This window comes from Sphingobacterium sp. SGR-19 (genome assembly GCF_011043555.1).
In the GTDB taxonomy this organism is placed as follows: Bacteria; Bacteroidota; Bacteroidia; order Sphingobacteriales; family Sphingobacteriaceae; genus Sphingobacterium.
In genome coordinates this window covers 152,972-178,637 of the sequence record NZ_JAAKGS010000010.1, presented here as the reverse complement: position 1 = coordinate 178,637, position 25,666 = coordinate 152,972, and the positions used below count along the sequence as shown (strand labels likewise).

Genomic DNA, 25,666 nt, shown 5'->3' with positions numbered 1-25,666 from the left:
AATATTTGAAGCAAAGCACGTTTAAAGCGAACGATGTTTTTATGAAAGCAATAAGTATTTTGAAAAGCCATTACTTTTCGATTGCCGGGCTTTGCTTTTTATTATTTGTAACCTCTAATCTATCGTCTTATTTGGCTTTTCTCTTGGCAGAATCTAATGGCGATATCGTAAACGGTTTGATGTGTTTTGTCTTTGTGACATTGTTTTTCGGAACGCAATTGGTGTTGATAAAAAGAGCTTTGTTACTTGCGCAAGGCGTTGAACATGCAGATATTAAGGACTATATTCCATCAGCAAAACAGTTTGTGAATTTTCTAATGGGCTTCATACTATATTCTTTCCTATTGGGAATAGTCTACCTGCTTTCTTCTTTGCTGAGTTTCCCTCTGCTGTATCTAGGAGCGGATATGGAAACATTGAGTATGGAAGTTAATCCGTTTCTTACAGGTTTGATTATGATGTTTGTGTTGCTTCGGATTACTTTTTTTCCATTTTTTATCGTTGATAAAAAATATAGCCTTTTCCGCGCTTTTAGATTGAGTATAGCATTAACAAAGGGCAACGTTATCAATTTGTTTTTACTGATGCTGGTGGTGGGGACAGCTTATATACTTCAGGTGTCGTTTGAGTATTTAGGTTACTTTATTGTAGCCAAAATCTTTAGTGTGATCAACACCTTCGTGATCATACCATCGGTCAGTTTAGTTATGGCAACGGCCTATCACAATATGATGAAAGATTATAAGGGAGGTGATGATCCGCAATTATTAAAAAATATAATTTAAACCGCATTTTGAAGAAGAAAAATATTGCCATATTGGGTTCTACGGGAAGTGTAGGTACACAAGCCCTAGAGGTAATAAGGGCATTTCCGGAATTGTTTGGAGTTTCGGTGTTGACTGCGAGTGCAAATGCTGATCTGTTGATTGCCCAAGCTCAAGAATTTAAGCCGAAAGCCGCAGTGATCGTCTGTGAGGATAAATATGCGCAGGTGAAAAATGCGTTGGAAAGCTTGGGAATAACCGTACTCTCCGGAGAAAAAGGTTTGGAGGAAGTCGTGCAATACGATGAAATCGATATGGTTCTCAATGCCATTGTGGGGTCAGCAGGTCTACGACCTACCGTTAAAGCGGTTGAACGAAAAAAGGATATTGCGTTGGCAAACAAAGAAACGCTGGTGGTAGCCGGTGCGCTAGTGATGGATTTGGTTCGTCAATATGACGTAGCAATGTTGCCCGTGGATTCCGAGCATTCTGCTATATTTCAATGTTTGGTAGGAGAGCACGCCAATCCGTTGGAAAAAATATATCTAACAGCATCTGGTGGACCATTTCGAGGAAAGGACCGTGATTTTTTGACTTCCGTTACGAAACAGCAGGCATTGAAGCATCCTAATTGGGTGATGGGTGCTAAGATAACAATCGATTCTGCATCCCTCATGAATAAAGGGTTGGAAGTTATTGAAGCAAAATGGCTTTTCGATTTGGATGTCAAGCAGATTGACGTCATTGTGCATCCCCAATCTATTATCCATTCGGTGGTGCAGTTTCAGGACGGCTCTATGAAAGCACAGATGGGATTACCGGATATGAAGTTGCCGATTCAAAATGCGTTGACATATCCAAGTCGTCAGCCGAATTCGCTCGAACGTTTTGATTTTATGAATTACGCTTCTTTGACTTTCGAAGAGGTGGATAAAGATACTTTTCGTAATTTGGAACTCGCGTATCAATCTTTAAGAGATGGGGGTGATCGCCCCTGTGTATTGAACGCTGCGAATGAAGTTGCTGTTGCGGCGTTCTTGGCAGATGAAATTTCATTTTTAGGAATGAGTGATTTGATTGAAGCGACAATGTGTCAGCAAAAAATGGTCGAAAATCCTTCTTTGGAGGATTTACTGGCGATAGACAGGGAAACGCGTATTGTGGCACGAAGTTTAGTGAAATAAGAGAACGAATAATTTAATAAATGGGAACATTGATAATGATTGGACAGGTAATTTTAGGCCTGTCGATTTTGATAATATTGCATGAACTGGGACACTTTCTGGCAGCGAGAGCATTCGGTATTAAAGTGGAAAAATTTTACCTTTTCTTTGATGCATGGGGTGTCAAGCTTTTTAAGTTTAACTACAAAGGTTGTGAATATGGGATTGGTTGGCTACCATTAGGTGGATATGTGAAGATTGCAGGTATGATCGATGAATCCATGGATACCGAGCAAATGAAACAGGAGCCGCAGCCATGGGAATTTCGCTCCAAACCTGCATGGCAACGCCTTATTGTGATGCTGGGGGGAATTATTGTCAATGTTATTGTGGGGATTGTTGTCTTTTGGATGTTGGCTTTTAGCTACGGAGATAGCGATGTCGACAATACTAAACTGGCCTATGGAGTGGTTCCGGGTGTTATCGGTAAGGAGGTCGGTATCCAGGCAGGAGATAAGATCCTAATGGTAAATGGTAAGCCCGCAGTAGCTTTCTACGCGGATGTGCTGGGTGCTGAAGTGATGTTGGGCGATGCAGTGCTGACCATAGAAAGACAAGGCCAACAACAAGAAATTCATATACCTTCCGATATACTGAACAAAGTGGCCGACCATAAAAATAAGGGGCTTGTATTTGCAGAACCTCGGCTTACAGCGAAAATTGGCAGAATACAGGAAGGTTCGGAAGCGGAACGTATGCAGTTTCAAGTTGGAGACAGTATTCTGGCAGTAAATGGTATATCAACCCCGTTTTTTGACCAATTTTCTGAGGAGGTTAAAAAATATGCTAATAAAGCGATAAACGTCAGCATTATAAGAGACGGACAAGAAATGAGTTTGGCGGGCCAGCTAGACTCTACTGCGACCGTCGGTGTAGGACCGACAATGGAAGATCTACCCGTTACAGCGCGTACATATGGTTTGATGGAATCTTTACCTATCGGCACGAAACGTGCCTTTGAAGTCATTACTGTTAACATTAAAGGCTTTGGCAAAATTTTTAAGGGTGATGTGCGAGCAGATAAAGCCTTGTCGGGACCTGTGGGAATAGCCAAAATGTTCGGTACAGAAGTGAATTGGCTTAGGTTTTGGAGCTTAGTGGGAATGTTGTCGATGGCTTTGGCCTTTATGAATCTCTTGCCAATACCTGCCTTGGATGGCGGACATGTACTATTCCTGCTGGTAGAAATGATTCAAGGTAAACCGTTGAGTGATAACTTCCTCGAGAAGGCGCAAATGGTTGGTTTCTTTATATTGATAGCACTTATGCTATTTACACTCGGAAATGATATTATAAAGTGGTAATGGAGAGTTATATATAATGGACGGAAAAACGAGAGCAAATATAAAACCTGGGATGCTGGTGAATATTGTATTGAAAAAGGATCAACGTACAGGTATATTGACAGAGGGTATTGTAAAGGACTTACTTACTTCGGCACCTTTTCATCATAGAGGTATCAAGGTGAGATTGCAAGATGGCCAGATAGGTCGTGTACAGGAGATATTGGAGGAGGACGAATGATGTCCTCTTTTTTAATTTTACGTTTTATTTTTCACATTTTATTTTTTACCTTTGTCTCCCGTGAAAAATGAGGTAACATATCTCGTCATAATATCGCAAGGCTTCGGTGGTAACATGGAAACCTATCATATTTGAATTTATTTTAGCCCGTTTGGGCTTTTTTTATATCCATAAGGGAAAGAACGATTACAGAAATAATTTAACAGAGAAATAAGAGAATGACCAACTACAGTAAACTACCAGCCATTTTGGTGCTTGAAGATGGAACGGTTTATCACGGCAAGGCTGCGGGAAAAATCGGTACAACGACAGGCGAGATCTGTTTTAATACAGGGACGACCGGTTATCAGGAAATCTTTACAGATCCATCTTACTACGGGCAAATCATGGTAACGACCAACGCGCATATTGGTAATTACGGAATTGATGGGGACGATACAGAGTCTGAAAAAATTCAGATCGCTGGTTTGGTCTGTAAAAATTATAACATTAATTACAGCCGTCAAATGGCCGACAAATCTATTCAAACCTATTTCGAAGAAGAAAACTTAGTTGGTATCTCCGATATTGACACGCGTTCATTGGTACGCCATATACGAAATAAAGGTGCGATGAACGCCATTATATCTTCCGAAACACTTGCTGTAGAGGAATTGAAGTCTCAATTAGCGGAAGTGCCTTCTATGGAGGGATTGGAGCTGTCTTCTGTCGTATCAACCAAAGAACCTTATTTCTACGGAGAAGAAAGTGCGCCTACTCGAATAGCCGTTTTGGATTTGGGGATCAAAAAGAACATACTACGCAACTTTGATGCACGTCAAGTTTATGCGAAAATATTTCCAGCCAAAACCACATTTAAAGAAATGGAGGAATGGAATCCTGATGGTTATTTTATATCTAATGGGCCCGGTGATCCAGCAGCAATAGACTATGCGATAGAAACTATCAAACAGATAGTAGCGGCAGATAAGCCCATGTTTGGTATATGCCTAGGCCATCAGATGCTAGCGCTGGCACACGGAATCCGTACAGAAAAAATGCATAATGGACACCGCGGTATAAACCATCCAGTGAAGAATATAATCGCCAATCGTTGTGAAATTACCTCTCAAAATCATGGTTTTAGCGTTGTAGCAGAAGATCTGGAGAAGTCAGATAAAGTGGAAGTGACCCATATCAACCTCAACGATAATTCAATTGAAGGAATCCGGTTAAAAGGAAAAAAAGCATTCTCGGTACAATACCACCCTGAATCATCTCCAGGTCCGCACGACTCACGTTATCTATTTGATGATTTCATTGCCATGGTTAAGGCGTGATATAAAATAGAAATGCATATATTTGATTATGCCAACGATAAATGCTATCTTAGTGTTGATTATACACTAAGATTGGGAAATAGACTAATATAAGACAATAAAAAAAATGAGTTTAATAATTGATGTTCATGCGCGTCAAATTCTTGATTCGCGCGGAAACCCGACAGTTGAAGTAGATGTAACTACACAAAATGGTTTTGTTGGTCGTGCAGCCGTACCGTCTGGCGCTTCTACAGGCGTACACGAAGCAGTTGAATTGCGTGACGGCGACAAAACCAGGTATCTGGGTAAAGGTGTTTTGAAAGCGGTAGAAAATGTAAATACAAAAATCGCCGAAGCACTTAAAGGTGTTGATGTATTCGAACAGAATACCATTGACAAAATTATGATTGACTTAGATGGTTTGGAGAATAAAGGTAGCTTGGGTGCCAATGCGATACTTGGTGTGTCGTTAGCGGTTGCTAAAGCAGCTGCTCAAGAGTCTCACCAACCATTATATCGCTATATTGGAGGTGTCAACGCAAATACATTGCCTATTCCGATGATGAATATCGTTAATGGTGGGTCACACTCGGATGCACCTATTGCTTTTCAGGAATTTATGGTTATGCCTGTTGGCGCACCTTCTTTTTCAGAGGCCTTACGCTGGGGAACAGAAGTTTTTCATAGCCTAAAGAAAATTTTACATGACCGTAATCTATCTACCGCAGTAGGAGATGAAGGTGGTTTCGCCCCAACATTTGAAGGTACAGAAGATGCTATTGAAACCATTTTAAAGGCTATTGAAACAGCAGGTTATAAACCGGGTACTGATATTTGTTTGGCGTTGGATTGTGCTTCTTCGGAATTTTATGTAAATGGTAAATACGACTATACGAAATTTGAAGGTGCGAACGGAGCAGTTCGTACTTCAGAGGAGCAAGCCGCGTATTTAGAAGAATTAACTCAGAAATATCCAATTATCTCTATCGAGGATGGTATGCAAGAAGACGACTGGGCAGGTTGGAAATTGTTAACAGAAAAAATTGGTGACCGTGTACAATTGGTAGGTGACGATTTATTTGTAACGAATACAAAGCGCTTGCAGCAAGGTATCGATAACCATACTGCAAACTCTATTTTGGTTAAAGTAAACCAGATTGGTTCGTTGACAGAAACGATTAACGCTGTTTCGTTGGCACAGAACTCTGGGTATACATCTGTAATGTCCCACCGTTCAGGGGAAACAGAAGACTCGACGATTGCTGATCTGGCTGTCGCATTAAACTGCGGACAGATCAAAACAGGGTCGGCATCACGTTCTGACCGTATGGCAAAATATAATCAATTATTGCGCATCGAAGAAGAATTAGGGGGTAATGCACGTTTTATCGGCAAAAGCTTCCAATACGCGATTAAATAAGGCGTTTTGAAAATTTAATACCAAAAAAAGGAGGCGTCATGCTTCCTTTTCTATTTTATTTATAACATACGGGTAAAATCTACTTATGCGATCTAAAAAAAGGACTTTGTGAAAAAATATATTATCTTTATCAAAGAATTTTAACTTTGCCTCTTTATGGAACGTTTTCTAGCATTGATTCAGAACAAATACCTTATTGCAGGTGTCGCATTTTTTATTTGGATGTGCTTTTTCGATAGATACGATTTCAGTACCCAATTCTCCTATCAACAAGAAAAAAATAAACTGAAAAACGAAAAGCAATTTTATGAATCGGAAATTACGAGGATTGAGAAAGCGATAAAAGATGTCCAATATAATCCCAGTGAAATTCAACGTATAGCGAGAGAACGTTATAAAATGAAAAAGGATAACGAAGATATTTACGTCATCCAAGAAATCGAATCTGCTGAGTAGTGTTATTATTTAAAACTTCAAATGTTTGACGGTTAACCCATTGTTTATAAGTTGCTTTAGCGCATCTATACCTATTTTTAAATGGGTTTCCACATATTTTGCTGTTACCGTTAAGTCGCTTTCCGCAGTTTTAACACCATCGGGTACCATAGGTTGATCTGAGACTAATAGGAGAGCCCCAGTTGGGATTTTATTAGCAAAACCGACACTAAATATCGTTGCGGTCTCCATGTCAACAGCCATGGCACGTATACTTTTTAAGTATTTTTTAAACCTTTTGTCGTGCTCCCATACCCGTCTGTTGGTCGTGTACACGGTTCCCGTCCAATAATCCAGTGAATAATCACGAATGGTTGTTGAAATTGCTTTTTGCAAGGCGAAGGCGGGAAGGGATGGGACTTCAGGGGGGAAATAGTCGTTGGATGTACCCTCGCCTCGTACAGCGGCGATGGGCAAGATGAGTTCGCCAACTGGAATTTTCCTTTTTAAACCGCCGGTCTTTCCAAGAAACAACACGGCTTTCGGAGCTATGGCAGATAAAAGATCCATGACAGTAGCGGCCATTGGGCTTCCCATACCAAAATTGATCATGGTTATACCGCTAGCTGTACAAGCCTGCATCGCTTTATCCTCACCATAAATAGGTGCGTTGTCATGCATCTCGGAAAACATCTTGACATATTTCGAAAAGTTTGTCAACAGTACATACGGCTCAAATTCCTCTAGTGGACATCCTGTATAACGGGGTAACCAATTTGTAACGATATCTTCTTTCGTGCCTAGTCCCGGTGTGACCGGTGTCTCCACCGTTTTCTTCTTTTTTTTTGTCATAAGCGCCTTTCGATTGATAAAACAACGCTTTTAAAAATCAGTCCAAGTTTCAAATGCGTTATATAATATACAAAAAATCCCTCGATATGTTGAGGGATTTTCTTGCTTTATGCAACGTGCAGTTTTTTTATGTCTGATTTTGCAAACTTCTGCTTCGCGTAATCGAGTGTGATATGCAAGACTTTTGAGTCGTCCTCCTCTTTACTTGTTGGCAATTCAAACATCGCATCCAGCATGATCGCTTCGCAAATACTGCGCAGACCTCGAGCACCCAGCTTGAATTCCCAGGCCTTATCTACAATAAAATCATAGACATCTTTATCGAACACTAATTCAATATCTTCATATTGAAATAACTTCACATACTGCTTGATCAAGGAGTTTTTAGGTTCGGTTAAGATACTTAATAATGTCTCCTTATCTAGTGGATTCAAATACGTCAATACAGGCAATCGACCAATTAATTCTGGAATGAGCCCGAAGTTCTTCAGATCTAATGGAGTAATATATTTATAGAGATTGTTAAGATCCACATCTTGTTCTTCCTCTTTCATTTTATAGCCAACTGTTTGTGTGCGCAAACGGTTGGCTATCTTCTTCTGGATTCCATCAAAAGCTCCACCACAAAGGAAAAGAATATTACTCGTATTAACGGAAATCATTTTCTGGTCTGGATGTTTACGACCTCCTTGGGGAGGAACGTTGACGTTAGTACCCTCTAAAATTTTCAATAGTGCCTGTTGAACACCTTCTCCAGATACATCCCTTGTAATGGATGGATTGTCACTCTTACGGGCAATTTTGTCAATCTCGTCGATATAGATGATACCTCTTTCAGCTGCTGCAACATCATAGTCTGCCGCCTGCAACAAGCGGGTCAAAATACTTTCGACATCTTCCCCAACATAACCTGCTTCGGTCAAAACTGTGGCGTCAACAATACAAAAAGGAACATTCAATATTTTCGCGACTGTTTTTGCGAGCAATGTTTTTCCAGTTCCAGTTTCTCCTACGATAATGAGGTTTGATTTTTCGATTTCAATCTCATCTTTATTCACTTTTTGGTTCAGCCGTTTGTAGTGGTTGTACACAGCAACGGAAATTACTTTTTTCGCATCATCCTGTCCGATCACATATTGGTCAAGGTGTTGCTTTATTTCTGTCGGACGAACTAACTTTAGAGCTGTTTGCAAAGATTTGCTTTTCCGTTGTTTCAATTCTTCGGCCAAAATTTCACCAGCCTGCGTCACACAGCGATCACAAATATGAGCTCCATCACCCGCAATAAGCATCTGTGCATCATTTTTACTGATACCACAAAAGGAGCAACGGACGTCTCTATTATTAATCTTACTCATTGATTAATTGTTATTTAACTTCTTTTTTGGGTAATAATACCTCATCAATCATACCAAACTCTTTCGCTTCTGCTGCTTTCATCCAATAGTCACGATCAGATGACTTTTCTACCCACTCGTAAGATTGGCCGGAATGTTCAGAAATGATGGTGTATAATTCTTCTTTTAACTTTAGCATTTCGCGTAGATTGATTTCCATATCGGCAGCAACACCTTGTGCTCCGCCAGACGGTTGGTGAATCATCACACGAGCGTGTTTTAGCGCAGCGCGCTTACCCTTGGCACCAGCAACCAATAATACAGCTCCCATGGATGCCGCCATTCCGGTACAGATAGTAGCTACGTCAGGTGCAATGTATTGCATGGTGTCATAGATACCCAATCCGGCATATACGCTACCACCCGGCGAGTTGATATAAATCTGAATATCACGCTGAGCGTCTGTAGACTGTAAAAATAATAACTGTGCCTGTACAATATTGGCTACCTGATCATTGATAGCGTCACCTAAGAAGATAATGCGGTCCATCATCAAGCGTGAAAACACGTCCATTTGCGCGACGTTTAACTGACGTTCCTCAATAATATAAGGTGTGAGATTTGTCGGTATGTTGCTTTGTACACGGGAAATAAAACCATCTACATGTTGGCTTCCTATACGATGATGCTTGATAGCATATTTTCTAAATTCGTTTTTATCTATATTCATACGATTCTGTTTTTCTTTTTCCAAAAGACTAATATAAAATTATAATTTCAATATGCTCTACAAATTTAGAACCGAATTGTAATTTGGCAGTTCGGGTAAAAACTCAAACCTATTTTCTTCGAAATGTATTTTACAATAATAATGCTGTATACCATTGCTGACGACGAGTAAAGGTATTTTATGGATACTGTTGTAGTTGGCGATCTGATGAAATACCTTTTCGGTAATTTTGACAGTAGGCGACTTAAACTCTGCCAAAAGTATTTTTTCTCCATTATTGTTAAAAACCAATAGGTCGCTCCGTTTTTGCAATGTATTCAATTTCAGTCCTCCTTCGATATGCATCAACGATTTCGGATAGCCCTTGTGGTTGTGAAGATAATGTACCCAATGTTGCCTTACCCATTCTTCCGGTGTAAGTACCAGATTCTTTTTGCGGAGTTCGTCAAAAATAAAAATCTTGTCAAGCTTTTGTGTTATTTTGGAAGAACAAGGAGGTAAATTCAACGGTATCGGCTCAAACATATACAAAAATAGAAATTTAAAATCGTATTTTCGCAAGGTATGAACGCAAATACAACCCTCACCGATATCAAAAAAAGAAAATTCAGCCCGGTGTATCTTCTTCATGGCGAGGAGTCCTATTATATCGACTTGCTAAGTGAAGCATTGGAAGAGCAAGTGTTAACCGATGCCCAAAAAGGTTTTGACCAAACCATATTATATGGGAAAGATACGAGTATTGTGCATGTGGTAAACGCAGCAAAGCGCTATCCGATGATGAGTGACCACCAGTTGATTATTATAAAGGAGGCACAGGATCTGAAGTGGAAAACGGAAGAGGACCTATTGTTAAAATACCTTGAGAATCTGACCCCTACGACAATATTGGTGTTTGCATACAAACATGGTAAATTCGATAAGCGTAAGAAAATTTATAAAGCCTTTGAAAAAGCTGGAGTTGTTGTCGAGTCCGCTAAACTGTATGAGAATAAAATAGGAGAGTGGGTTACAGAACAGTTTCGGGTTGCCCAGCGCCAAATTCACCCACAAGCAGCCGCCATGATGGCGGAATATCTGGGAACCGATCTCTCCAAGATAGCCAATGAAATCAATAAGCTGATCTTAAATGTCTCCAAAGAGCAGGAGATTCAGCCGCTACATATTGAACAAAATATTGGTATAAGTAAAGATTTTAATGTATTCGAATTGCAATCTGCGCTCGCGAAAAGAAACACCGCGAAAGCGATGCAAATTGTTAATTATTTTGTGGCGAACCCTAAATCGAATCCATTGCCCGTCGTTATCGGGAATTTGGGTAATTACTTCACGAAAATCTTAAAATATCATTATCTGCCCGACAAATCACCGCAAGTTGCCTCGAAGCAATTAGGTGTGCACGCCTTTTTTCTAAAAGAATATGAAATTGCGGCACGAAATTTCAATCGAAAAAAGACGTTTGAGGTCATCCATCATTTGAGTGTTTATGATCTAAAAACCAAAGGCTTAGATGTGGGGCCCTTTACCGACAATGGAGAAATTATCCGTGAGCTCGTGTTTAAGATTTTGAATTAGCGTCAACATCATCATCATCGTCCTTCGGTAGCTCTTCCGATTCATGAACTTCTTTGTATTTCATTGTGACCGTCTCCGGGACGGTCTCGGTGTCGACTTCCATTTCGACTTCAACTTTTTTGGAACTCTTGGGTTTTCTGACAACACCCCATTTCATCAGCAAAACCTGAGTTGAATTTCGTTTTAGATGTTCCTTCTCGGGCTCGCCTATTAAGAAGCCAAACGCTTCCATAGAAGGGATAGCGTCGAAAAGAACTTTAATGGTCGCTGTTAACGGCAGTGCGAGAATCAGCCCCGAAAGGCCGAATAACATACCGCCTAATAATATGGCTATAATTGCCATCAGGGGGTTAATGCTAACTTTGCTGCCTACGATATTTGGCGTGATAATATTTCCTTCCAAAAACTGTACGACCTGGAACCACGCGACGACGCCGACAGCATACCAAGCGCTGTCTTTTACGGCTAGCGCAAATAGAGCAGGTAAAATGGAACCGATGGCAATCCCGATATAAGGGAGGAGCATCAATAACGAAGCTAGCGTGCCAAAAAACCAAGCATATTCGATGCCCATAGCCATTAAGCCGACAGTATTCAGCACGGCAACAATTCCCATTACCGTTATCAGGCCTAAAAGATAACTTTGTACAACATCATATATCTTATTCAGTGTAGTGTCCACTTTCGTATGCGGAACACTTTTAAAGGCCCTAAAAAAGAACTCCCGAAAGAAATCGCGATAGTATAACAAGAAAAAACTAAACAGCGGTACCAAAATAACGCCGGCGACCATATTTCCAATGGAACCGAACGTTGCTGTTATGACACTGCCTGCATTAGAAGCCAGTTTATTGCCTTGATCCCGTAATTGATCCATTATCTCCGTACGTTCGATACCAAAACTCTGCTCCACCCAAGCCTGTGCGCGTTCCAATACGGAAATAACTTTGGCTGTTATAGCTGACGCATCTTTACCGATAATGATACTTTGGTGTACGATAAACCAGCCAAGCGCCCAAATGATCGCGATGGCGATAAGCACGGAAAGTATCGCAGCGAATGCTTTTCCTAAACGTAGACGCTCCAGAAAGCGAGCGAGTGGAAACAACGAAATCGATATAAGAATAGAAAACAACAAGGGAACAAGAACACTTTGCGTAACGTACATAAAAGCCAGCAAAAGTGCCATAGCCATGAAACTCGATGCTAAGTCAAGTGAGTAGGGGTATTTTTTTGAATTGTTGTCCATGTTAAGGCTTCTTAATTGTAAATGAAAACGATTAACGGTTTCTTTTGTTTTCTATATCCCAGTAGAGGACATAAAAAAATGCTAAAAATATGATAACGCTATTGAGTATAAAGATAAGAGGAATTTTGCTAATCTCATCATGATAAACATATCCTGCTAAAAGTGCACCCCCACCAATACCAATTTCTAAGGCGATATACATGGTCGCCATCGCTTTTCCTCTATGCTGCGGTAAACTGAGGTCTATGGTCCAAGCGTTGACAGCTGGAGAAAGGATACCACTGCCTATCCCGTACACAACAGCACCCAAAATCAATCCCTCTATGGTGTTGCCCAACCCTAAGAGCAACAACGAAATAGAGATAATGACAATTCCCACATACATGACGCGTATCCGACCATACCGATCCGATACTTTTCCGGATATAAAACGGATGCTAATCGAAGCTAACGTATAAGCGGTGAAAAATAAACCTTTGTTGCCAATACCTAAATGGTCGCTCCAATCGGGTATCAATGTGAGAATAACGCCGTATCCGGAATAGGACAGCAGTGTCACGATACCGGCTGGAATGGCGCGCCATTCAATGATTTCCCCTCTATTGATCCGAAGCATGCTTAAAGAGAATTTTCGTTTGTCAGCCAGTGTTTCTCCCATACGTATCACAATGAGAATCGAAAGCAACGCAAAGGCCGATGAACAGTAAAACATAAAGTCCATACCATACTCTTTGGCGATGTAACTACCAATAGCAGGCCCAATGGCACTGCCGACGGCAAATGCAAGGCCATGCATGCCCAACGCTTCGCCCCAGCGGTTTTGTGGAATGATATCGGCGATATAAGCGGCCGTTGCAGTTGGCTTGAACCCTGTCGAAAAACCGTGGATAAGCCGAAGAAAGAAGAAACCGGCTATGGAAGTAAGAATAGGATAGAGAAAGCCGCAGACAAAACATACAATCGAACCGATCGCCATGACGGGTACGCGTCCCCAACGGTCTGTTAGCTTACCGCTGAAAGGGCGGGATATACCGGCTGTCAATGTGAAAAGCGCAATAATCAATCCCTTGTGTTCGGCTCCCCCCATCTGGCTAAGGTGGTTCGGCAATTCGGGAATAATCATATTGAAGCTCGCACAAAATAGCAGCGAACTAAGACATAATAAAATAAAAGGTAATGTGTATATCGACTTGGTGTCGTCCGCCTGCTTATCCATTCTCCAATTTTTGTCTTGCGATTTCAGAACAGAAAATCGTGGAAGCAACGGCTACATTAAGTGATTCTGCATGTCCAATACGTGGAATGGTGATCGGATGATCTACCTTCTCTACAATGTCATCGTTGATGCCATTTCCTTCGTTACCCATGATGATAAGTCCAGCATTTCCAAAGTCGGTTTTATAAATGGATTTTCCGTCGAGCAATGCACCAAAAGTAGGCATTTCGGATTGATCAATGAAGTTTGCCAACGGTGTATAATAAATTTTAACACGAGCCAGCGAACCCATCGTTGCCTGTACAACTTTAGGGTTAAAAGCATCTACGGTTCCAACAGAGCAAATAATGTGGTTTATGCCGAACCACTCTGCTGTTCGGATAATGGTTCCTAGGTTTCCTGGATCCTGTATATCGTCTAAAAGCAAATTGTGCTGTTGCCTTAAAAGAGCCCAGTCAAAGCTTTCAATCGTTGGAAGATGAACGAGTGCCAATACTCCCTGAGGATTGGTCAAACCGGATATTTTTTGAAATTCGGACAGAGTAACCTCTATACATTTTAATTTTTGCGGTAAATTCCCCATTTTTGTTCGAGCTTCCGCCGTGGTATATAAGCTGTGAACTTGGTAATCAGAAGATAGAAATTCGAGCACTGACTTCACACCTTCGACGATAAAAAGTCCATGTTGTTTGCGAAACTTTTTATGTTGCAATGACGTAATTAAACTAATTTGCGCTTTTGATAACATTGCTTAATGATTAAGAAGTACAGTTTTTTTGTTTGTGCAAGTATAATGCTTTTGTTGCTATTTTTTGCATCCTGTCGTTCGGCAAGGTACTTAGAAGAAGGACAAGCATTAGTGACGGACGTCGATATTACAGGGGTTTCCCCGGATATAAAAGAAAATGCAACAGCTTATATATCGAATGAAATTAAGCCAAACTCGAGGCTAAATCTCACGATATACAATTTGTTCAATACGCGGAAAGGGCGTTATAAAGAGGAAAACAGGCGAAATGTCGGGGAGCCTCCCCATGTGCTCGATTCATCCTTGGTTGAACTGTCTGCACAACAAATTAATCGATATCTCCAAACAAAAGGGTATTTTAATGCGTTTGTAACACCTCAGATCGAAGTGAGAAAGAAGAAAGCACGTATTGATTTTCACGTTGAATTGGGACAACCTTTTCTGTTTGGAGATATCCGCTATCGTGCCGACGATCCTGTAATTGAGGAGATGTATGCACGAGAAGTAAGACCGAAATCACCTGCTAAAACGGGAAAGCAGTTCGACAGTGCAGATTTACTGGATGAACGGGAGAAACTCTATGAAAAATTGAAAGAACGCGGATACTACGATTACCTTCGACAATATATGCGGGTAGGTATTGATACGAATGTGGTGGCGAAGCAAGCTGACCTCCACGTGGAGATACAAGATCCCACGGATAGTACGCAGCATATTATTTATCATATTGATAGTGTATTTGTGAAGGTCATATTGCCTTACGGGCAGACCAGTACACGGAATCCTCGTTCGACTGTAGACACTAGCCTGCGTATTACCTATAACGATGAAACGGGACGATTTCGGCTAAAGCCTTTATCCAGGTATATGTATTTACGGTCGGGTATGCGCTATGATTTCAAAAAGGAAAATCAATCTTACGACCGCCTTTATGAGATGAATGGCTTTAGGAATGTCAAGATCAATCATCAAAAAATAGGGAATGGTCGTTTGAATACATTTTATGAACTGACGCCTCGTCCGGTTATGGCAAACCAAGTAGAAGGGGAGTTTACGTTTAGTTCGGGTATGAGTGGTTTTAATATCGGAAATACCTTTTCCCATCGTAATGTATTCGGTGGGGCGGAACAATTGGAAGTAAAGATGCGGTATGGGGTGTTGTTTGACCCTCGCTTGGAAGGGAACTTAGCGGATAAGATTTTTAATAATGATTTTCAAGTGGGCGTCAATCTTATTATCCCACGTTTGATGACACCCTTTGAAAATTCCAGCACGGGAAGCTATGGCCTGCCACGAACTACCTTTTCCAGTACGTTGCAATTTTTTCAACAGGATCAAACCTATTCCAATAGATATTTTACTAATTCTCTAAATTATATATGGTATACGAGCCCCCGTTCACAACATAGTTTAACCCCCGTTTCTGTGGAGTATCGCGTGGGAAAACTAGACGATGCCTTTCAACGGCAATTGGAAGATGAAGGGTATTTATTATACGTCAGAAGTAATAATCGGGAGTATTTTGGTTTAAGTGCACAATATAATTATACCTACAACGCTGCGAAACTATTAACTAGGGAGAATTTCAGTTATTTCCGTGTTGGACTGGAAAGTAGTGGAAATGTATTAGGCGTATTAAGCGACGTGTTAAAGTTGCAGACATCGTCAGAAGGCGAACGCTTGTTATTTGGCGTACCTTACTTACAGTTTGCCAAAACAGAAATCGATTACAGATGGTACCGCCATTTGGGAGGCAATAAACAATTTGTGTTACGATTCAGCGGTGGAGTTGCTGTTCCGTATGGCAACAATTCCAGGTTGTTGATATTTGAAAAAAGCTTCTTCGGTGGCGGTATGAATGGAATTCGAGCTTGGCAAGCACGTACGTTAGGCCCAGGTAATTATAATCGGGCAGATCTACCGGAACGTTTACGGCTGAATTTGCGTAATCTGGATCAATTGGGCGAGCTTAAATTAGAAGCAAACGCAGAATACCGTTTTAGAATGTTGAATAATTTTTTAGGTGCGAAGTTGAATGGAGCTACATTTCTTGATGCCGGAAATATCTGGTTATTAAGAGATAATGAAATAACGACCAACGGTACATTTAAAGCAAATGAATTTCTTTCGCAGATTGCTCTCGGTACGGGGTTTGGCATTCGGCTGGACATGGACTATTTTATTATCCGTTTAGATGCGGGGTTAAAATTAAAAGATCCGCAATTTGCAAAAAGAGAACAGTGGGTGATAAAAGAATTCTTTAATAGTCGCGAATTCAAACAGAACTATTATGAAACACACCGTCCCGACCGTTATAATTTTATCCAATACAATTTTAGTGTGGGATTACCTTTTTAGATCAAATTCTTCAACGCATCCAGTATACTTTCCATGATCGTGGAAAAATCCAATCCTTTAGCAAAGTGGAAATAGGCGTATACGATGGCTATGATGACGAGGGTCACGATAAATCGTCTAAATAGATAAGCTATCAGTAGGATGGCCAGCGGAATAAGTAATAGCAACAAACCGTTAATTTTAAATGGCTTCAGTTCCTTGTCTTTCTTATGGATGTAGTATAGCTTGCTTACTGTATTTTCCTGATTTTTGTGTTTGAAGAAAACAAATGTAGAGGATTCTACTGGCTGTTGTACAACTGCAACTCCATCGTGAAATTGGAGGTTTTGTTGAAAACCATTTAGATTAAAAACAAACGTCCCGTTGATTCTTTCTAAAGGTTGTTCGGTACTGTCAAGAGCGATAATGGCAAGCTTGCTGTTTTGGGTCAGATTCTCTTTGACGATAAAATTATCAATGCGTTGGGGTTGGGCCTGGGCGTGTGCAACAGACAAAAGAACGAAAACCAGTATGCGAATGATTTGCTTCACGTTAGATTAAAATCTCCGCTGCAATAATAAGAAAAAAGTAATATATTTGTGGAAATAAAAAAGATATAGACTGATATGGAAAATACTGTGTCTCAAAGACCCGCAAAAAAGACAGACAATAACGCAAACCGTACAGAATATTATGTACAGTTAACAGTTGCAATTGTCATTGGTTTGGTAGGTGTATTCATCCGGTTCGTGCCTGATGTTTTGCCTTCATTAGACCAGATGACTTTTGTATTTTCTCTGATAGCAAACATATTGATGATTGTGGCATCGATCATTGCATTTAAAGTGGTATTCGATATTTTGGGATTTGGAAAGAACAAAAACTAAGTTTCCTTTTTTAAAGATAAAAAACAAAGCCCGGACATTTTCGTCCGGGCTTTTGTTTTATTATGCTAAAAGCGACCAGGTACTCCAGGGAATACGGGATAAAAATACAATTAACCCAATAGTGTACATAATGAACACTGTCCTATTGGCGGCATAATCCTCGGTTGCTCTTTTTGCTTTTGCATAACCGATAGTAACCAGTACAATCCCAATAAGCATCATCAGCGGATGCTCTAAAAAATATAATCTGGATAAGCTGTTGCTCATGTTTTCTCCGGAAAAACTCTGTATCCCGAGAGGGGAAACGAAATAGATAACTAACCCTACAATAAGCTGCAGGTGTGCACTGATTAGTCCAATCAATGCTATTTTGCGGTTGTATGGGTTTGCCTTGAAATAATTGACTGCTGTAATTACAATGGCAATTACCAATGCCAGCAATAGTACAATAGCCAGCGTCGAATGTAGATGTTTCATTCCTGTTAACATGTTTGTTTGTATTTAATTATTCTCTCTCGTAATTATTTTCGATGAGCTCGTAAGCTCGGTTAACTTATCACTCATCCGTTCATCACTTATAATACTTTTAGACGTTTATCGCCCAATTCTTTGAATTCTGACTTGGCTTTAAAATTAGGGAATGTGCTTTCCATACTCATGGTATAGCCGATATCAAAAAATAGGCGTACATCTTCAATAATGCCGCCAAAATCCCAGTTTTCATCGACTTCGTCCGCTACCGTATGGTATCTTCCCGCAAGCGCTTCTCTTTTACGTTCAATATCAGCGTTATCAGTCGAAACAAGTTCGCTGCCGGCACCCATGAAAAGCCCCGGAACGCCTGCTTTGACAAAGTTAAAATGGTCGGAACGGTAGAAACCACCAGAAGTTGGATCGCTTTCTCCTTTCATCACACGGCCAAATTTGGCGGCTGATTTTTCTACGTAATCCTCGATTTCCGTTTGTCCGATGCCGACGACAGAAACGTCTTTCGTTGCCCCTAATGCACTGAAAGCGTCCATATTGAGGTTGGCAACCGTTTTATTCAACGGATAAATAGGATGTTGCGCGTAATAGGCTGATCCCAGTAATCCTTCCTCTTCTGCTGTTACCGCTAGAAAAACAATTGAACGTTCAGGTTTTGCTTGCGCTGCCTGAAAAGCCTTCGCTATTTCAAACAACGCTGCTACGCCAGCTGCGTTGTCAATCGCACCATTATAAATAGCATCGCCGTCGACAGGCTCACCCACACCCAAATGGTCCCAATGTGCCGTATATATAATCACTTCGTCTGGTCTCTTTGAACCTTCCAGCTTCGCAATAACATTATTGGAAGTTGACTTTCTAAATGTATTACGGATGCCAACTGACGTAGTGACATTTAATGGTACAGCCTTAAAACCTGGCTTCTTAGCTTCTTCCATAAGATTTGGTGAGACTCCAGCCAGCTGGAAAAGCTTTTTTGATGTTTCGTTGGAAATCCATCCTTCAAACGCGGCGAATGAAGCGCCGTCGTCTTCTGATATCAATTCGAGTTGCGGTCCAGACCATCCTGATCGCACGACGTTCCAACCGTAACTTGCCGCCTCGGTTTCGTGAATCAGAAGGATACCGGTCGCACCCTGCCGTGCGGCTTCCTCGTATTTATATTTCCAACGACCATAATAGGTCATCGTATCTGCTTTAAATAAGCTTTTGTCATATCTGCCCGGATCGCTTACCATGGCTACTACTGTTTTACCCTTAACATCCAGACCTTCATAATCATTCCAGCCAAACTCGGGAGCGACAATGCCGAACCCTACGAAAACCAATTCTGATTCGGATATATCGATATCGTCTTGTAGACGTCGGCTTCCAATAACATAATCATCGAGATGGTTCGCCGAAACAGTGCCCGATTCACCTTTGAACGTTAGCACTTTATTTTTAGGTTCCGAGGCAATTTCCACTAAAGGTACTTCTTGAAAAAAAGATTTACCGTTGCCAGGTTGTAACCCTAAATCTTTAAACTGCTGCTCGATATATTGTACGGTCAGCGTATCTCCCTTCGTAAATGGCTTCCGACCTAGAAATTCATCAGAGGAGAGTTTAACCACATGTGCTCTATAGGTATCCTCTGTGATGGCAGATAAAGCTGCAGAATCAAGCCCATCGGTATTATGACTGTCTTGTGTACCCTCTTGACAAGAGAATAATATACTCGCAAGAGCTGGAATCAATAGTAAGTTTGGTTTCATCATATATATTGAAAGATTATGCGTGTTTAAAAATACGAGATTATTTTTTAATACCAGCTGCTTCCTTGATTAAAATGACCTCCGCGATAGGGTGAATGAGGTAAGTGCGATCTGTACTGAGCTCTATACACTTATATCGTTTTCTAAGTTTTTCTAGTTTTTGGAATACGCGCCCGTTTTCTAGCGCAAATATACTATTTGTCGGAATGGATTCTATGGTACACTGTTCTGTTACGTTTTCGTCGTATTTTCTTAATGCACGATATAAATGTACATCTGTACAGCTGGAAGCCGCCGGATTTTCCATGTATTGAAGAATAGCATATCGAACATCGGGGGGGAAAATACCTAATCGGAGAAAAGGAGCCATCAGCTGTTTGTAGTGGCCTTTCCATTCCATACCATGTGGTTTCACCCGATGTTTATACTGTTGCCACGTTTGTAAATGTGCAAATTCGTGTATGGTCGTAATAAGGAAAGCATAGGGGTTGAGGTCATGATTGACCGAGATCTTATGTGGAGCACCTCGGAAAGGTGCGGTGTAGTCGCCGAGTTTTGTTCTGCGACGGCGCGCAATCCTAAATTGGCATCCCGTGTCGTTAATCCATGCCGAGATAATCGGAGCGGCGGCCTCGGGCATATATTGACTGAGTTGTTGAGAAAAATCTGGCATGTGTTGCAAACATATTGATTTTTTTATAAAAACGTTATTTCTTCTTTCGTTGCTAGGTTGATGCGGCCGTGATTGTCTAAAAAAATTGAAGGTTTTCTTTATGCAACTTTTTTTAGAAAAAAGTTACACAAACCGAACGGAGTGAGTTCATGAACACCAAAGTAAACACTAGTTCATAAAAAGCGTCGCTGCGGATATTTTACATTTGGGATAGTACTAAGGATGAATGTGTGCAGTTGTAAAACATCCGGAGGCGACCTTGAAGGTAAGGAATGGATCATGCAATAGCGTGATCAAAAACGGTCATAAATGACAACGATTAGGCGGTGTAAAACGGCCTTGTGTTTTTCTGCGTCCATTTTTATGAAGACTATTCCGTATAGAACAGAATGTTGTCTGAACGAAGTGAGTTCCATTCTGTTCAGGAATAGACAAGTAAAAATAGCAGAAACACACTCAGCCTTGATTTTTTGCTTCGTTTTTTATCAAGAAAAAATGAAGAGAAAAAACCTTCGTTTTACATCACAAAATTCATGTTATAGAAACAAATAACAAATCATTATCTTTGATAGCAGGAATCAGAAGCCATGCTAAATAGACTTTTTATCAGGAATTACGCATTAATTGAAAACCTAGATATACAATTTGATGCTGGGTTGAACATTATTACGGGAGAAACAGGAGCAGGTAAATCCATTATGATGGGTGCATTAGGGCTCATATTGGGCAACCGTGTGGAAGGAAAGCATTTCTTTCGGGAAGACCAAAAATGTGTGATAGAAGGCTTTTTCAAGATAGATGCTTACGGTTTGCGAGAGTTTTTTCAAGAAAATGAATTGGAATACGACGAGGAAACCATTATCCGTCGCGAGATAGCTGTTGACGGTAAGTCGCGCGCGTTTGTAAATGATTCACCCGTAACCCTGAATATCCTAAAGCTGTTAGGCGAACAGTTGATCGATATCCATTCACAGCATGCTACGTTGCAATTGAACACCGAACGTTTTCAGTTGATGATATTGGATAGTGTGGCAAAGAACCAAGAGATTCTACAAGAGTATAAACAAAGCCTATCGCTATATAAACAACAACAGGAATTCTTGAACCACCTACGGGAAGATATTGCCAGTGCGAACGCGGCGCTGGACTTTAACCAGTTTCAGTTTGATGAATTGGATCAAGCGCATTTAGAAGAAGGTGAGCAGGAAAAGCTCGAAGCAGAACTCAGCCAATTGGAAAATGCAGAGGAGATAAAAAGAGGCCTATTGGGGGCGAGCCATTTGTTAAGTGAAAGTGAACAATCGGCTACTTTTTCTTTAAAAGAGTCGTTGCAACAACTCCAATCTGTGGAGCGCTTCATGCCATCAATGGAGGAGTTAACGAAGCGTTTGCAAAGTGCATGGATTGAAGTGAAAGATATAGCAGACGAGGTCAGTGCCAAGGAACAAGACGTGTTTATGGATGAAGGCCGGCTAGTAAAGGTTAATGAGCGATTGAGCCTATTATATAGCTTGCAAAAAAAGCATCGGGTAGATTCCCTTTCGGAACTTCTTATGCTGCGAGATGAGCTGGAGCAAAAGATTTTGGTGGTGGCTAATCAAGGTGAACAATTGGCTGCTTTAGAGCAGGAAGTAGCCAAATGTTTGCATGCGTTAGAACAGGCTGGGAAACGATTACATGATGCTCGACAACAAGCGATCAAACAGGTAGAGCACTATGTACAAGCGGTGTTAGCAGAGGTAGGGATGCCGAATGCCCACCTAAAAATAGAGCTTTCTTTATTAGAGATTGATAAATATAAAACAACCGGTGCGGATGATGTCCGATTTCTTTTTTCTGCGAATAAAGGGCAACCGCTGCAATCTATACACCGTGTCGCATCCGGAGGGGAACTCTCCCGAGTCATGCTCGCGGTCAAATCGCTCGTGGCCCAAACGTCTGCATTGCCGACCATTATATTTGATGAAATCGATACAGGTATTTCAGGTGAAGTGGCGTTAAAAGTAGGGGAAATTATGGAACGTTTGGCTGGAAATATGCAAGTACTTGCTATTACGCACTTGCCTCAGATAGCGTCAAAAGGCCGAGCCCATTTCAAGGTGTTTAAGCAAGATGAGGGCGATAAAACCAAAACTGATATTTCATTGTTGGCGAAGCAGGACCGCGTCTTGGAAGTCGCGCAAATGCTCAGCGGTGCAAATCCGGGTGCATCAGCTTTGCAACATGCAAAAGAGCTTATCGAGCGATAGATTTCGTTAATAGATTGCACCGCAATAAATCAGCATGCCCGTGTTGGTTAGCGTTTTCTCCAAATGTTACATTGCCCGGCTTGATGAGATGTTGAATCAGAATATAATTTATGTTATTGTTAAACGAATAATTGATAGGTGTATTTCATATATTCCGTATTAAGTTTGTGTTAAGTGCTGAAAGTGTTCCTTTTATATATATAACTTTGCACTGTTAATTTTTAAAACAAGCAACAAACTAAAAGTTGATTATGAAAACAATCTCTACTAGATTATCAGTGATTTTCATGCTAGTATTCCTTTGTCATGCTGTTTCTGCACAAACGGTATTAAGGGGAGTCGTTACAGATGGTAAGGAGCCAATTATTGGTGCTTCTATCGCCATTCAAGGTACAACAGTTGGTACCTCTACAGATAGCAATGGCGCTTTCTCCTTAAACTCTCCTGTCGACGCAGGCACCCTCGTGATTCGGTTTCTCGGTTTTCTGCCCGCTGAAGTTAATTTTCCCGGAGGTGCGACTGATTTGGGAACAATAGTTATGAATGTAGATAATTCCCAGAATCTGGGAGAAGTCGTTGTTGTAGGCAGGGGAGTAATTGACATTGCTGATCGGAAAACCCCGATTGCTGCGTCTACTATTACACCGTTAGAAATCCAAGAAAAAGGTGTAGGGAATGTTGAGTTTCCGGAGATCATGAAAAATACACCTTCTGTTTATGTTGCCGACCAGGCGGGTGGTTTTGGTGATTCCAAAATGTACGTACGTGGATTTGATCAATCAAATACAGCCTTCCTGTTGAATGGACAACCTATTAACGGAATGGAAGACGGAAACATGTACTGGTCGAACTGGGCCGGGATGACCGACATTGCCAGTTTTATCCAAATTCAAAGAGGCTTAGGTTCTTCTAAATTGGCTATTTCGTCTGTTGGCGGTACCGTCAATATCGTAACGAAGGCAACAGAAATGCAAAAAGGAGGATATGTTAGAATGACGACAGGTAATGACGGTTATGCCAAAGCGACGATTGGTTATAATACCGGCTTACAGGGGAAATGGGGGGCATCGTTCATGCTTGACGGCTGGAGAGGTGATCGAAAATATGCTGTTGGAACAGCTGGCGCAGGACAAAACTATTTCGTTTCTGTTGGTTTTAAGCCAAATGATAATCATATTTTTAATTTCATGATTTTAGGTTCGCCACAATGGCATGACCAAAACTTTTCCAAACCGTTGGTATCATCCTATAGTAATAACGGTGTTTTATCCACTCCCGGATACGACATTACCGGTGTAAGAGGAAACTATAACTATGGATGGTTTAATGGTGAAGGATTATCGCAGCGAACAAATTTTTATCATAAACCTGTTTCCAATTTAAACTGGGATTGGAAAATCAACGAAAAATCTTCGTTGTCAACGGTATTATATGCCTCGTTGGGTAAAGGAGGAGGAACTGGTGTGTTAGGTAATGGACCTGGTTTTATCGATGGAGGTTATTCCGCGGAGAATGGCTTTACAAACTGGGATGTATTAGCGCAAGCTAATGCGGGTTTACCTAATGGTCTTTCAGAGGGATATAACGGTAGCGTTTTACGAGCTTCTGTAAACAACCATTTGTGGTATGGTATGGTTGCAAATTACAACTTTGACACACAAAAGTATTGGTCGTTTAATGTCGGTACAGATCTACGGTTTTATACCGGAGATCACTACCAGCAACTTGTTAATCTTTTAGGAGCAAATGGACGAATTGAAAATAATGAAAATAGAGCCGAAGGACATATTGTTTCCAAAACTTTTTCTGCCAATCCGTGGTCTGCATTATTCAATTCAGCGAAGGTTGATGAGCGCGTAGGTTATGATAATGCGGAGAATATTAATTATCAAGGACTATTTGGGCAGGCAGAGTTCAGTAAAGATGGTTTTAGTGCTTTTATACAGGGGTCTATATCTAATCAGGCTTACCAAAAAATCGACCGCTGGAACTACGCCGAAGGTGAAGCGAAATCTGACTTTGAGAAAAAGTTCGGCTATAATTTAAAGGGGGGAGCATCTTATACAGTTGCTGACAACCATACATTCTTTGTGAATTTAGGGAAATATTCCCGTCAACCGTATTTAGATAATATATTCGTGTCCAATAGCGTGGATTTGGCTGATCCGGCAGTAGATAACGAGGAAATTTTCGGTTTAGAGGGCGGATACAAGTTTTCGACTTCTTTGGTAAATGTTAACATTAATGGTTATTATACTAAGTGGGAAAACCGCTTTACCTCCTACCAGACGAGAACGGACGAATTTCCTGGAATTAATGAAGTGTCCTACTTATTCACGGGGGTGGGGCAGCTACATAAAGGGCTAGAACTCGATTTCGACGCAAGAATTCTTCCAGAACTAACTTTACGGGGATATGGTTCAATTGGCGACTGGAAATATGACGGAAAATCTCCTTATCGCGTTCGAGACAACGATTCATATGATATAATTTTTGAAGACACGGAAGGACAGGATCTTACAGGTGTTCGGGTTGGTAACGCAGCACAAACCAGTTTGGGCTTAGGAGCGAAGTATTATATCTTACCCCACTTTTCCGTTGACGCAGATTTTAACCATTACTCCAGACTTTATGGCAACGTAGATATCGATGATGTTATTGAATCTTCTTTGAATAACGAAGTATACCAAGCAGAAAAATTGGATAATTACAATATCGTAGACTTTGGCTTAAGTTACACCTTTAAATTAAATAATGGGCAGCATATTAAGTTTAGAGGGAATATCAAAAATCTTCTTAATGAAGAATATTTCTCCAGAAAAGACGGATATGGTTATTTCTATGGCCTTGGTACAACTTGGAACGCAGGGTTGACATATAACTTCTAGTCCGTTATGACTAAAGAG

23 protein-coding genes are annotated in these 25,666 nt (G+C 40.8%); 12 read left to right on the top strand and 11 right to left on the bottom strand.

The annotated features are described in order from the left end of the window. Positions 1 to 41 precede the first annotated feature (41 nt). The 7 genes from G5B43_RS17200 to G5B43_RS17170 all read left to right on the top strand — a co-directional run bounded on the left by G5B43_RS17200 (position 42) and on the right by G5B43_RS17170 (position 6,688). Positions 42 to 785: a beta-carotene 15,15'-monooxygenase gene (locus G5B43_RS17200; protein WP_165296034.1), complete on the top strand. Its 744-nt coding sequence runs from the start codon at positions 42 to 44 to the stop codon at positions 783 to 785. Between the two features lie 8 nt (positions 786 to 793). Further along, positions 794 to 1,948 (top strand): 1-deoxy-D-xylulose-5-phosphate reductoisomerase, encoded by a 1,155-nt coding sequence (gene dxr, locus G5B43_RS17195; protein WP_165296033.1) that lies wholly within the window; start codon positions 794 to 796, stop codon positions 1,946 to 1,948. 20 nt (positions 1,949 to 1,968) lie between these two features. Then, positions 1,969 to 3,291: an RIP metalloprotease RseP gene (gene rseP / locus G5B43_RS17190; RefSeq protein ID WP_165296032.1), complete on the top strand. Its 1,323-nt coding sequence runs from the start codon at positions 1,969 to 1,971 to the stop codon at positions 3,289 to 3,291. Positions 3,292 to 3,307: 16 nt separating this feature from the next. After that, positions 3,308 to 3,511: a YwbE family protein gene (locus G5B43_RS17185; protein ID WP_165296031.1), complete on the top strand. Its 204-nt coding sequence runs from the start codon at positions 3,308 to 3,310 to the stop codon at positions 3,509 to 3,511. Between the two features lie 218 nt (positions 3,512 to 3,729). Continuing rightward, positions 3,730 to 4,830 (top strand): glutamine-hydrolyzing carbamoyl-phosphate synthase small subunit, encoded by a 1,101-nt coding sequence (gene carA, locus G5B43_RS17180; protein ID WP_165296030.1) that lies wholly within the window; start codon positions 3,730 to 3,732, stop codon positions 4,828 to 4,830. Positions 4,831 to 4,936: 106 nt separating this feature from the next. Further along, positions 4,937 to 6,232, top strand: a complete 1,296-nt coding sequence (gene eno, locus G5B43_RS17175) for a phosphopyruvate hydratase (RefSeq protein WP_165296029.1) — start codon at positions 4,937 to 4,939, stop codon at positions 6,230 to 6,232. A 156-nt stretch (positions 6,233 to 6,388) separates the two neighbouring features. Beyond that, complete coding sequence (locus G5B43_RS17170; protein WP_165296028.1) at positions 6,389 to 6,688, top strand: FtsB family cell division protein; 300 nt, start codon at positions 6,389 to 6,391, stop codon at positions 6,686 to 6,688. 9 nt (positions 6,689 to 6,697) lie between these two features. Here G5B43_RS17170 and G5B43_RS17165 read toward each other — a convergent pair whose 3' ends face one another. From G5B43_RS17165 to G5B43_RS17150, 4 genes are all read right to left on the bottom strand, one after another. Beyond that, complete coding sequence (locus tag G5B43_RS17165) at positions 6,698 to 7,519, bottom strand: AMP nucleosidase (RefSeq protein ID WP_165296027.1); 822 nt, start codon at positions 7,517 to 7,519, stop codon at positions 6,698 to 6,700. A 107-nt stretch (positions 7,520 to 7,626) separates the two neighbouring features. Continuing rightward, a complete protein-coding gene (clpX, locus tag G5B43_RS17160; protein ID WP_165296026.1) occupies positions 7,627 to 8,877 on the bottom strand; it encodes an ATP-dependent Clp protease ATP-binding subunit ClpX in 1,251 nt (416 codons plus the stop codon). Positions 8,878 to 8,887: 10 nt separating this feature from the next. Beyond that, on the bottom strand, positions 8,888 to 9,586 hold the full coding sequence (clpP, locus tag G5B43_RS17155) for an ATP-dependent Clp endopeptidase proteolytic subunit ClpP (RefSeq protein ID WP_165296025.1): 699 nt from the start codon (positions 9,584 to 9,586) through the stop codon (positions 8,888 to 8,890). A gap of 57 nt (positions 9,587 to 9,643) precedes the next feature. Then, positions 9,644 to 10,111 carry a type I restriction enzyme HsdR N-terminal domain-containing protein gene (locus G5B43_RS17150; protein WP_165296024.1) on the bottom strand — a complete coding sequence of 156 codons (468 nt, stop codon included), beginning with the start codon at positions 10,109 to 10,111 and terminating at the stop codon, positions 9,644 to 9,646. A gap of 39 nt (positions 10,112 to 10,150) precedes the next feature. On the opposite strand from G5B43_RS17150, the gene holA reads away from it, so the two are divergent. Then, positions 10,151 to 11,161 carry a DNA polymerase III subunit delta gene (gene holA / locus G5B43_RS17145; RefSeq protein WP_165296023.1) on the top strand — a complete coding sequence of 337 codons (1,011 nt, stop codon included), beginning with the start codon at positions 10,151 to 10,153 and terminating at the stop codon, positions 11,159 to 11,161. Here the strand turns inward: holA and G5B43_RS17140 are convergent. The 3 genes from G5B43_RS17140 to G5B43_RS17130 are packed head-to-tail and all read right to left on the bottom strand — an operon-like array spanning position 11,145 to position 14,374. Then, positions 11,145 to 12,410: an AI-2E family transporter gene (locus G5B43_RS17140; RefSeq protein WP_165296022.1), complete on the bottom strand. Its 1,266-nt coding sequence runs from the start codon at positions 12,408 to 12,410 to the stop codon at positions 11,145 to 11,147. The two genes, holA and G5B43_RS17140, sit on opposite strands and share 17 nt — an antisense overlap. Before the next feature lie 31 nt (positions 12,411 to 12,441). Continuing rightward, the gene (locus G5B43_RS17135; RefSeq protein WP_165296021.1) at positions 12,442 to 13,626 is read right to left on the bottom strand and encodes an MFS transporter; all 1,185 of its coding nucleotides are present in this window, start codon (positions 13,624 to 13,626) and stop codon (positions 12,442 to 12,444) included. After that, the gene (locus tag G5B43_RS17130) at positions 13,619 to 14,374 is read right to left on the bottom strand and encodes a TrmH family RNA methyltransferase (protein WP_165296020.1); all 756 of its coding nucleotides are present in this window, start codon (positions 14,372 to 14,374) and stop codon (positions 13,619 to 13,621) included. The genes G5B43_RS17135 and G5B43_RS17130 overlap by 8 nt, the downstream gene beginning before the upstream one ends. A 6-nt stretch (positions 14,375 to 14,380) precedes the next feature. Here G5B43_RS17130 and G5B43_RS17125 point away from each other — a divergent pair, with 6 nt between their 5' ends. Continuing rightward, on the top strand, positions 14,381 to 16,732 hold the full coding sequence (locus G5B43_RS17125; protein WP_165296019.1) for a BamA/TamA family outer membrane protein: 2,352 nt from the start codon (positions 14,381 to 14,383) through the stop codon (positions 16,730 to 16,732). Here the strand turns inward: G5B43_RS17125 and G5B43_RS17120 are convergent. Then, positions 16,729 to 17,262, bottom strand: a complete 534-nt coding sequence (locus tag G5B43_RS17120) for a hypothetical protein (RefSeq protein ID WP_165296018.1) — start codon at positions 17,260 to 17,262, stop codon at positions 16,729 to 16,731. The genes G5B43_RS17125 and G5B43_RS17120 overlap by 4 nt on opposite strands. A gap of 75 nt (positions 17,263 to 17,337) precedes the next feature. On the opposite strand from G5B43_RS17120, the gene G5B43_RS17115 reads away from it, so the two are divergent. After that, on the top strand, positions 17,338 to 17,598 hold the full coding sequence (locus tag G5B43_RS17115; RefSeq protein WP_165296017.1) for a hypothetical protein: 261 nt from the start codon (positions 17,338 to 17,340) through the stop codon (positions 17,596 to 17,598). A gap of 60 nt (positions 17,599 to 17,658) precedes the next feature. On the opposite strand, the gene G5B43_RS17110 is transcribed toward G5B43_RS17115, so the two are convergent. From G5B43_RS17110 to G5B43_RS17100, 3 genes are all read right to left on the bottom strand, one after another. Continuing rightward, on the bottom strand, positions 17,659 to 18,075 hold the full coding sequence (locus G5B43_RS17110) for a hypothetical protein (protein ID WP_165296016.1): 417 nt from the start codon (positions 18,073 to 18,075) through the stop codon (positions 17,659 to 17,661). Between the two features lie 98 nt (positions 18,076 to 18,173). Then, positions 18,174 to 19,841: a M28 family metallopeptidase gene (locus G5B43_RS17105; protein WP_240904904.1), complete on the bottom strand. Its 1,668-nt coding sequence runs from the start codon at positions 19,839 to 19,841 to the stop codon at positions 18,174 to 18,176. A 37-nt stretch (positions 19,842 to 19,878) separates the two neighbouring features. Then, a complete protein-coding gene (locus G5B43_RS17100; protein ID WP_165296015.1) occupies positions 19,879 to 20,511 on the bottom strand; it encodes a SprT-like domain-containing protein in 633 nt (210 codons plus the stop codon). Positions 20,512 to 21,098: 587 nt separating this feature from the next. Here G5B43_RS17100 and recN point away from each other — a divergent pair. Continuing rightward, entirely contained in the window at positions 21,099 to 22,760 is a 1,662-nt protein-coding gene (gene recN / locus G5B43_RS17095) for a DNA repair protein RecN (protein WP_165296014.1), read from the top strand. Between the two features lie 251 nt (positions 22,761 to 23,011). Further along, positions 23,012 to 25,648, top strand: a complete 2,637-nt coding sequence (locus G5B43_RS17090) for a TonB-dependent receptor (protein WP_206367404.1) — start codon at positions 23,012 to 23,014, stop codon at positions 25,646 to 25,648. Positions 25,649 to 25,666: the final 18 nt, after the last annotated feature.

Bases quoted from the DNA above. Each gene is read 5' to 3' on its own strand.
- G5B43_RS17200 (WP_165296034.1), top strand. From the start codon at position 42: ATGAAAGCAATAAGTATTTTGAAAAGCCATTACTTTTCGATTGCCGGG.
- rseP (WP_165296032.1), top strand. From the start codon at position 1,969: ATGGGAACATTGATAATGATTGGACAGGTAATTTTAGGCCTGTCGATT.
- G5B43_RS17185 (WP_165296031.1), top strand. From the start codon at position 3,308: ATGGACGGAAAAACGAGAGCAAATATAAAACCTGGGATGCTGGTGAAT.
- carA (WP_165296030.1), top strand. From the start codon at position 3,730: ATGACCAACTACAGTAAACTACCAGCCATTTTGGTGCTTGAAGATGGA.
- eno (WP_165296029.1), top strand. From the start codon at position 4,937: ATGAGTTTAATAATTGATGTTCATGCGCGTCAAATTCTTGATTCGCGC.
- G5B43_RS17170 (WP_165296028.1), top strand. From the start codon at position 6,389: ATGGAACGTTTTCTAGCATTGATTCAGAACAAATACCTTATTGCAGGT.
- G5B43_RS17165 (WP_165296027.1), bottom strand. From the start codon at position 7,519: ATGACAAAAAAAAAGAAGAAAACGGTGGAGACACCGGTCACACCGGGA.
- clpX (WP_165296026.1), bottom strand. From the start codon at position 8,877: ATGAGTAAGATTAATAATAGAGACGTCCGTTGCTCCTTTTGTGGTATC.
- clpP (WP_165296025.1), bottom strand. From the start codon at position 9,586: ATGAATATAGATAAAAACGAATTTAGAAAATATGCTATCAAGCATCAT.
- G5B43_RS17150 (WP_165296024.1), bottom strand. From the start codon at position 10,111: ATGTTTGAGCCGATACCGTTGAATTTACCTCCTTGTTCTTCCAAAATA.
- holA (WP_165296023.1), top strand. From the start codon at position 10,151: ATGAACGCAAATACAACCCTCACCGATATCAAAAAAAGAAAATTCAGC.
- G5B43_RS17140 (WP_165296022.1), bottom strand. From the start codon at position 12,410: ATGGACAACAATTCAAAAAAATACCCCTACTCACTTGACTTAGCATCG.
- G5B43_RS17135 (WP_165296021.1), bottom strand. From the start codon at position 13,626: ATGGATAAGCAGGCGGACGACACCAAGTCGATATACACATTACCTTTT.
- G5B43_RS17130 (WP_165296020.1), bottom strand. From the start codon at position 14,374: ATGTTATCAAAAGCGCAAATTAGTTTAATTACGTCATTGCAACATAAA.
- G5B43_RS17125 (WP_165296019.1), top strand. From the start codon at position 14,381: ATGATTAAGAAGTACAGTTTTTTTGTTTGTGCAAGTATAATGCTTTTG.
- G5B43_RS17115 (WP_165296017.1), top strand. From the start codon at position 17,338: ATGGAAAATACTGTGTCTCAAAGACCCGCAAAAAAGACAGACAATAAC.
- G5B43_RS17110 (WP_165296016.1), bottom strand. From the start codon at position 18,075: ATGAAACATCTACATTCGACGCTGGCTATTGTACTATTGCTGGCATTG.
- G5B43_RS17105 (WP_240904904.1), bottom strand. From the start codon at position 19,841: ATGATGAAACCAAACTTACTATTGATTCCAGCTCTTGCGAGTATATTA.
- G5B43_RS17100 (WP_165296015.1), bottom strand. From the start codon at position 20,511: ATGCCAGATTTTTCTCAACAACTCAGTCAATATATGCCCGAGGCCGCC.
- recN (WP_165296014.1), top strand. From the start codon at position 21,099: ATGCTAAATAGACTTTTTATCAGGAATTACGCATTAATTGAAAACCTA.
- G5B43_RS17090 (WP_206367404.1), top strand. From the start codon at position 23,012: ATGAAAACAATCTCTACTAGATTATCAGTGATTTTCATGCTAGTATTC.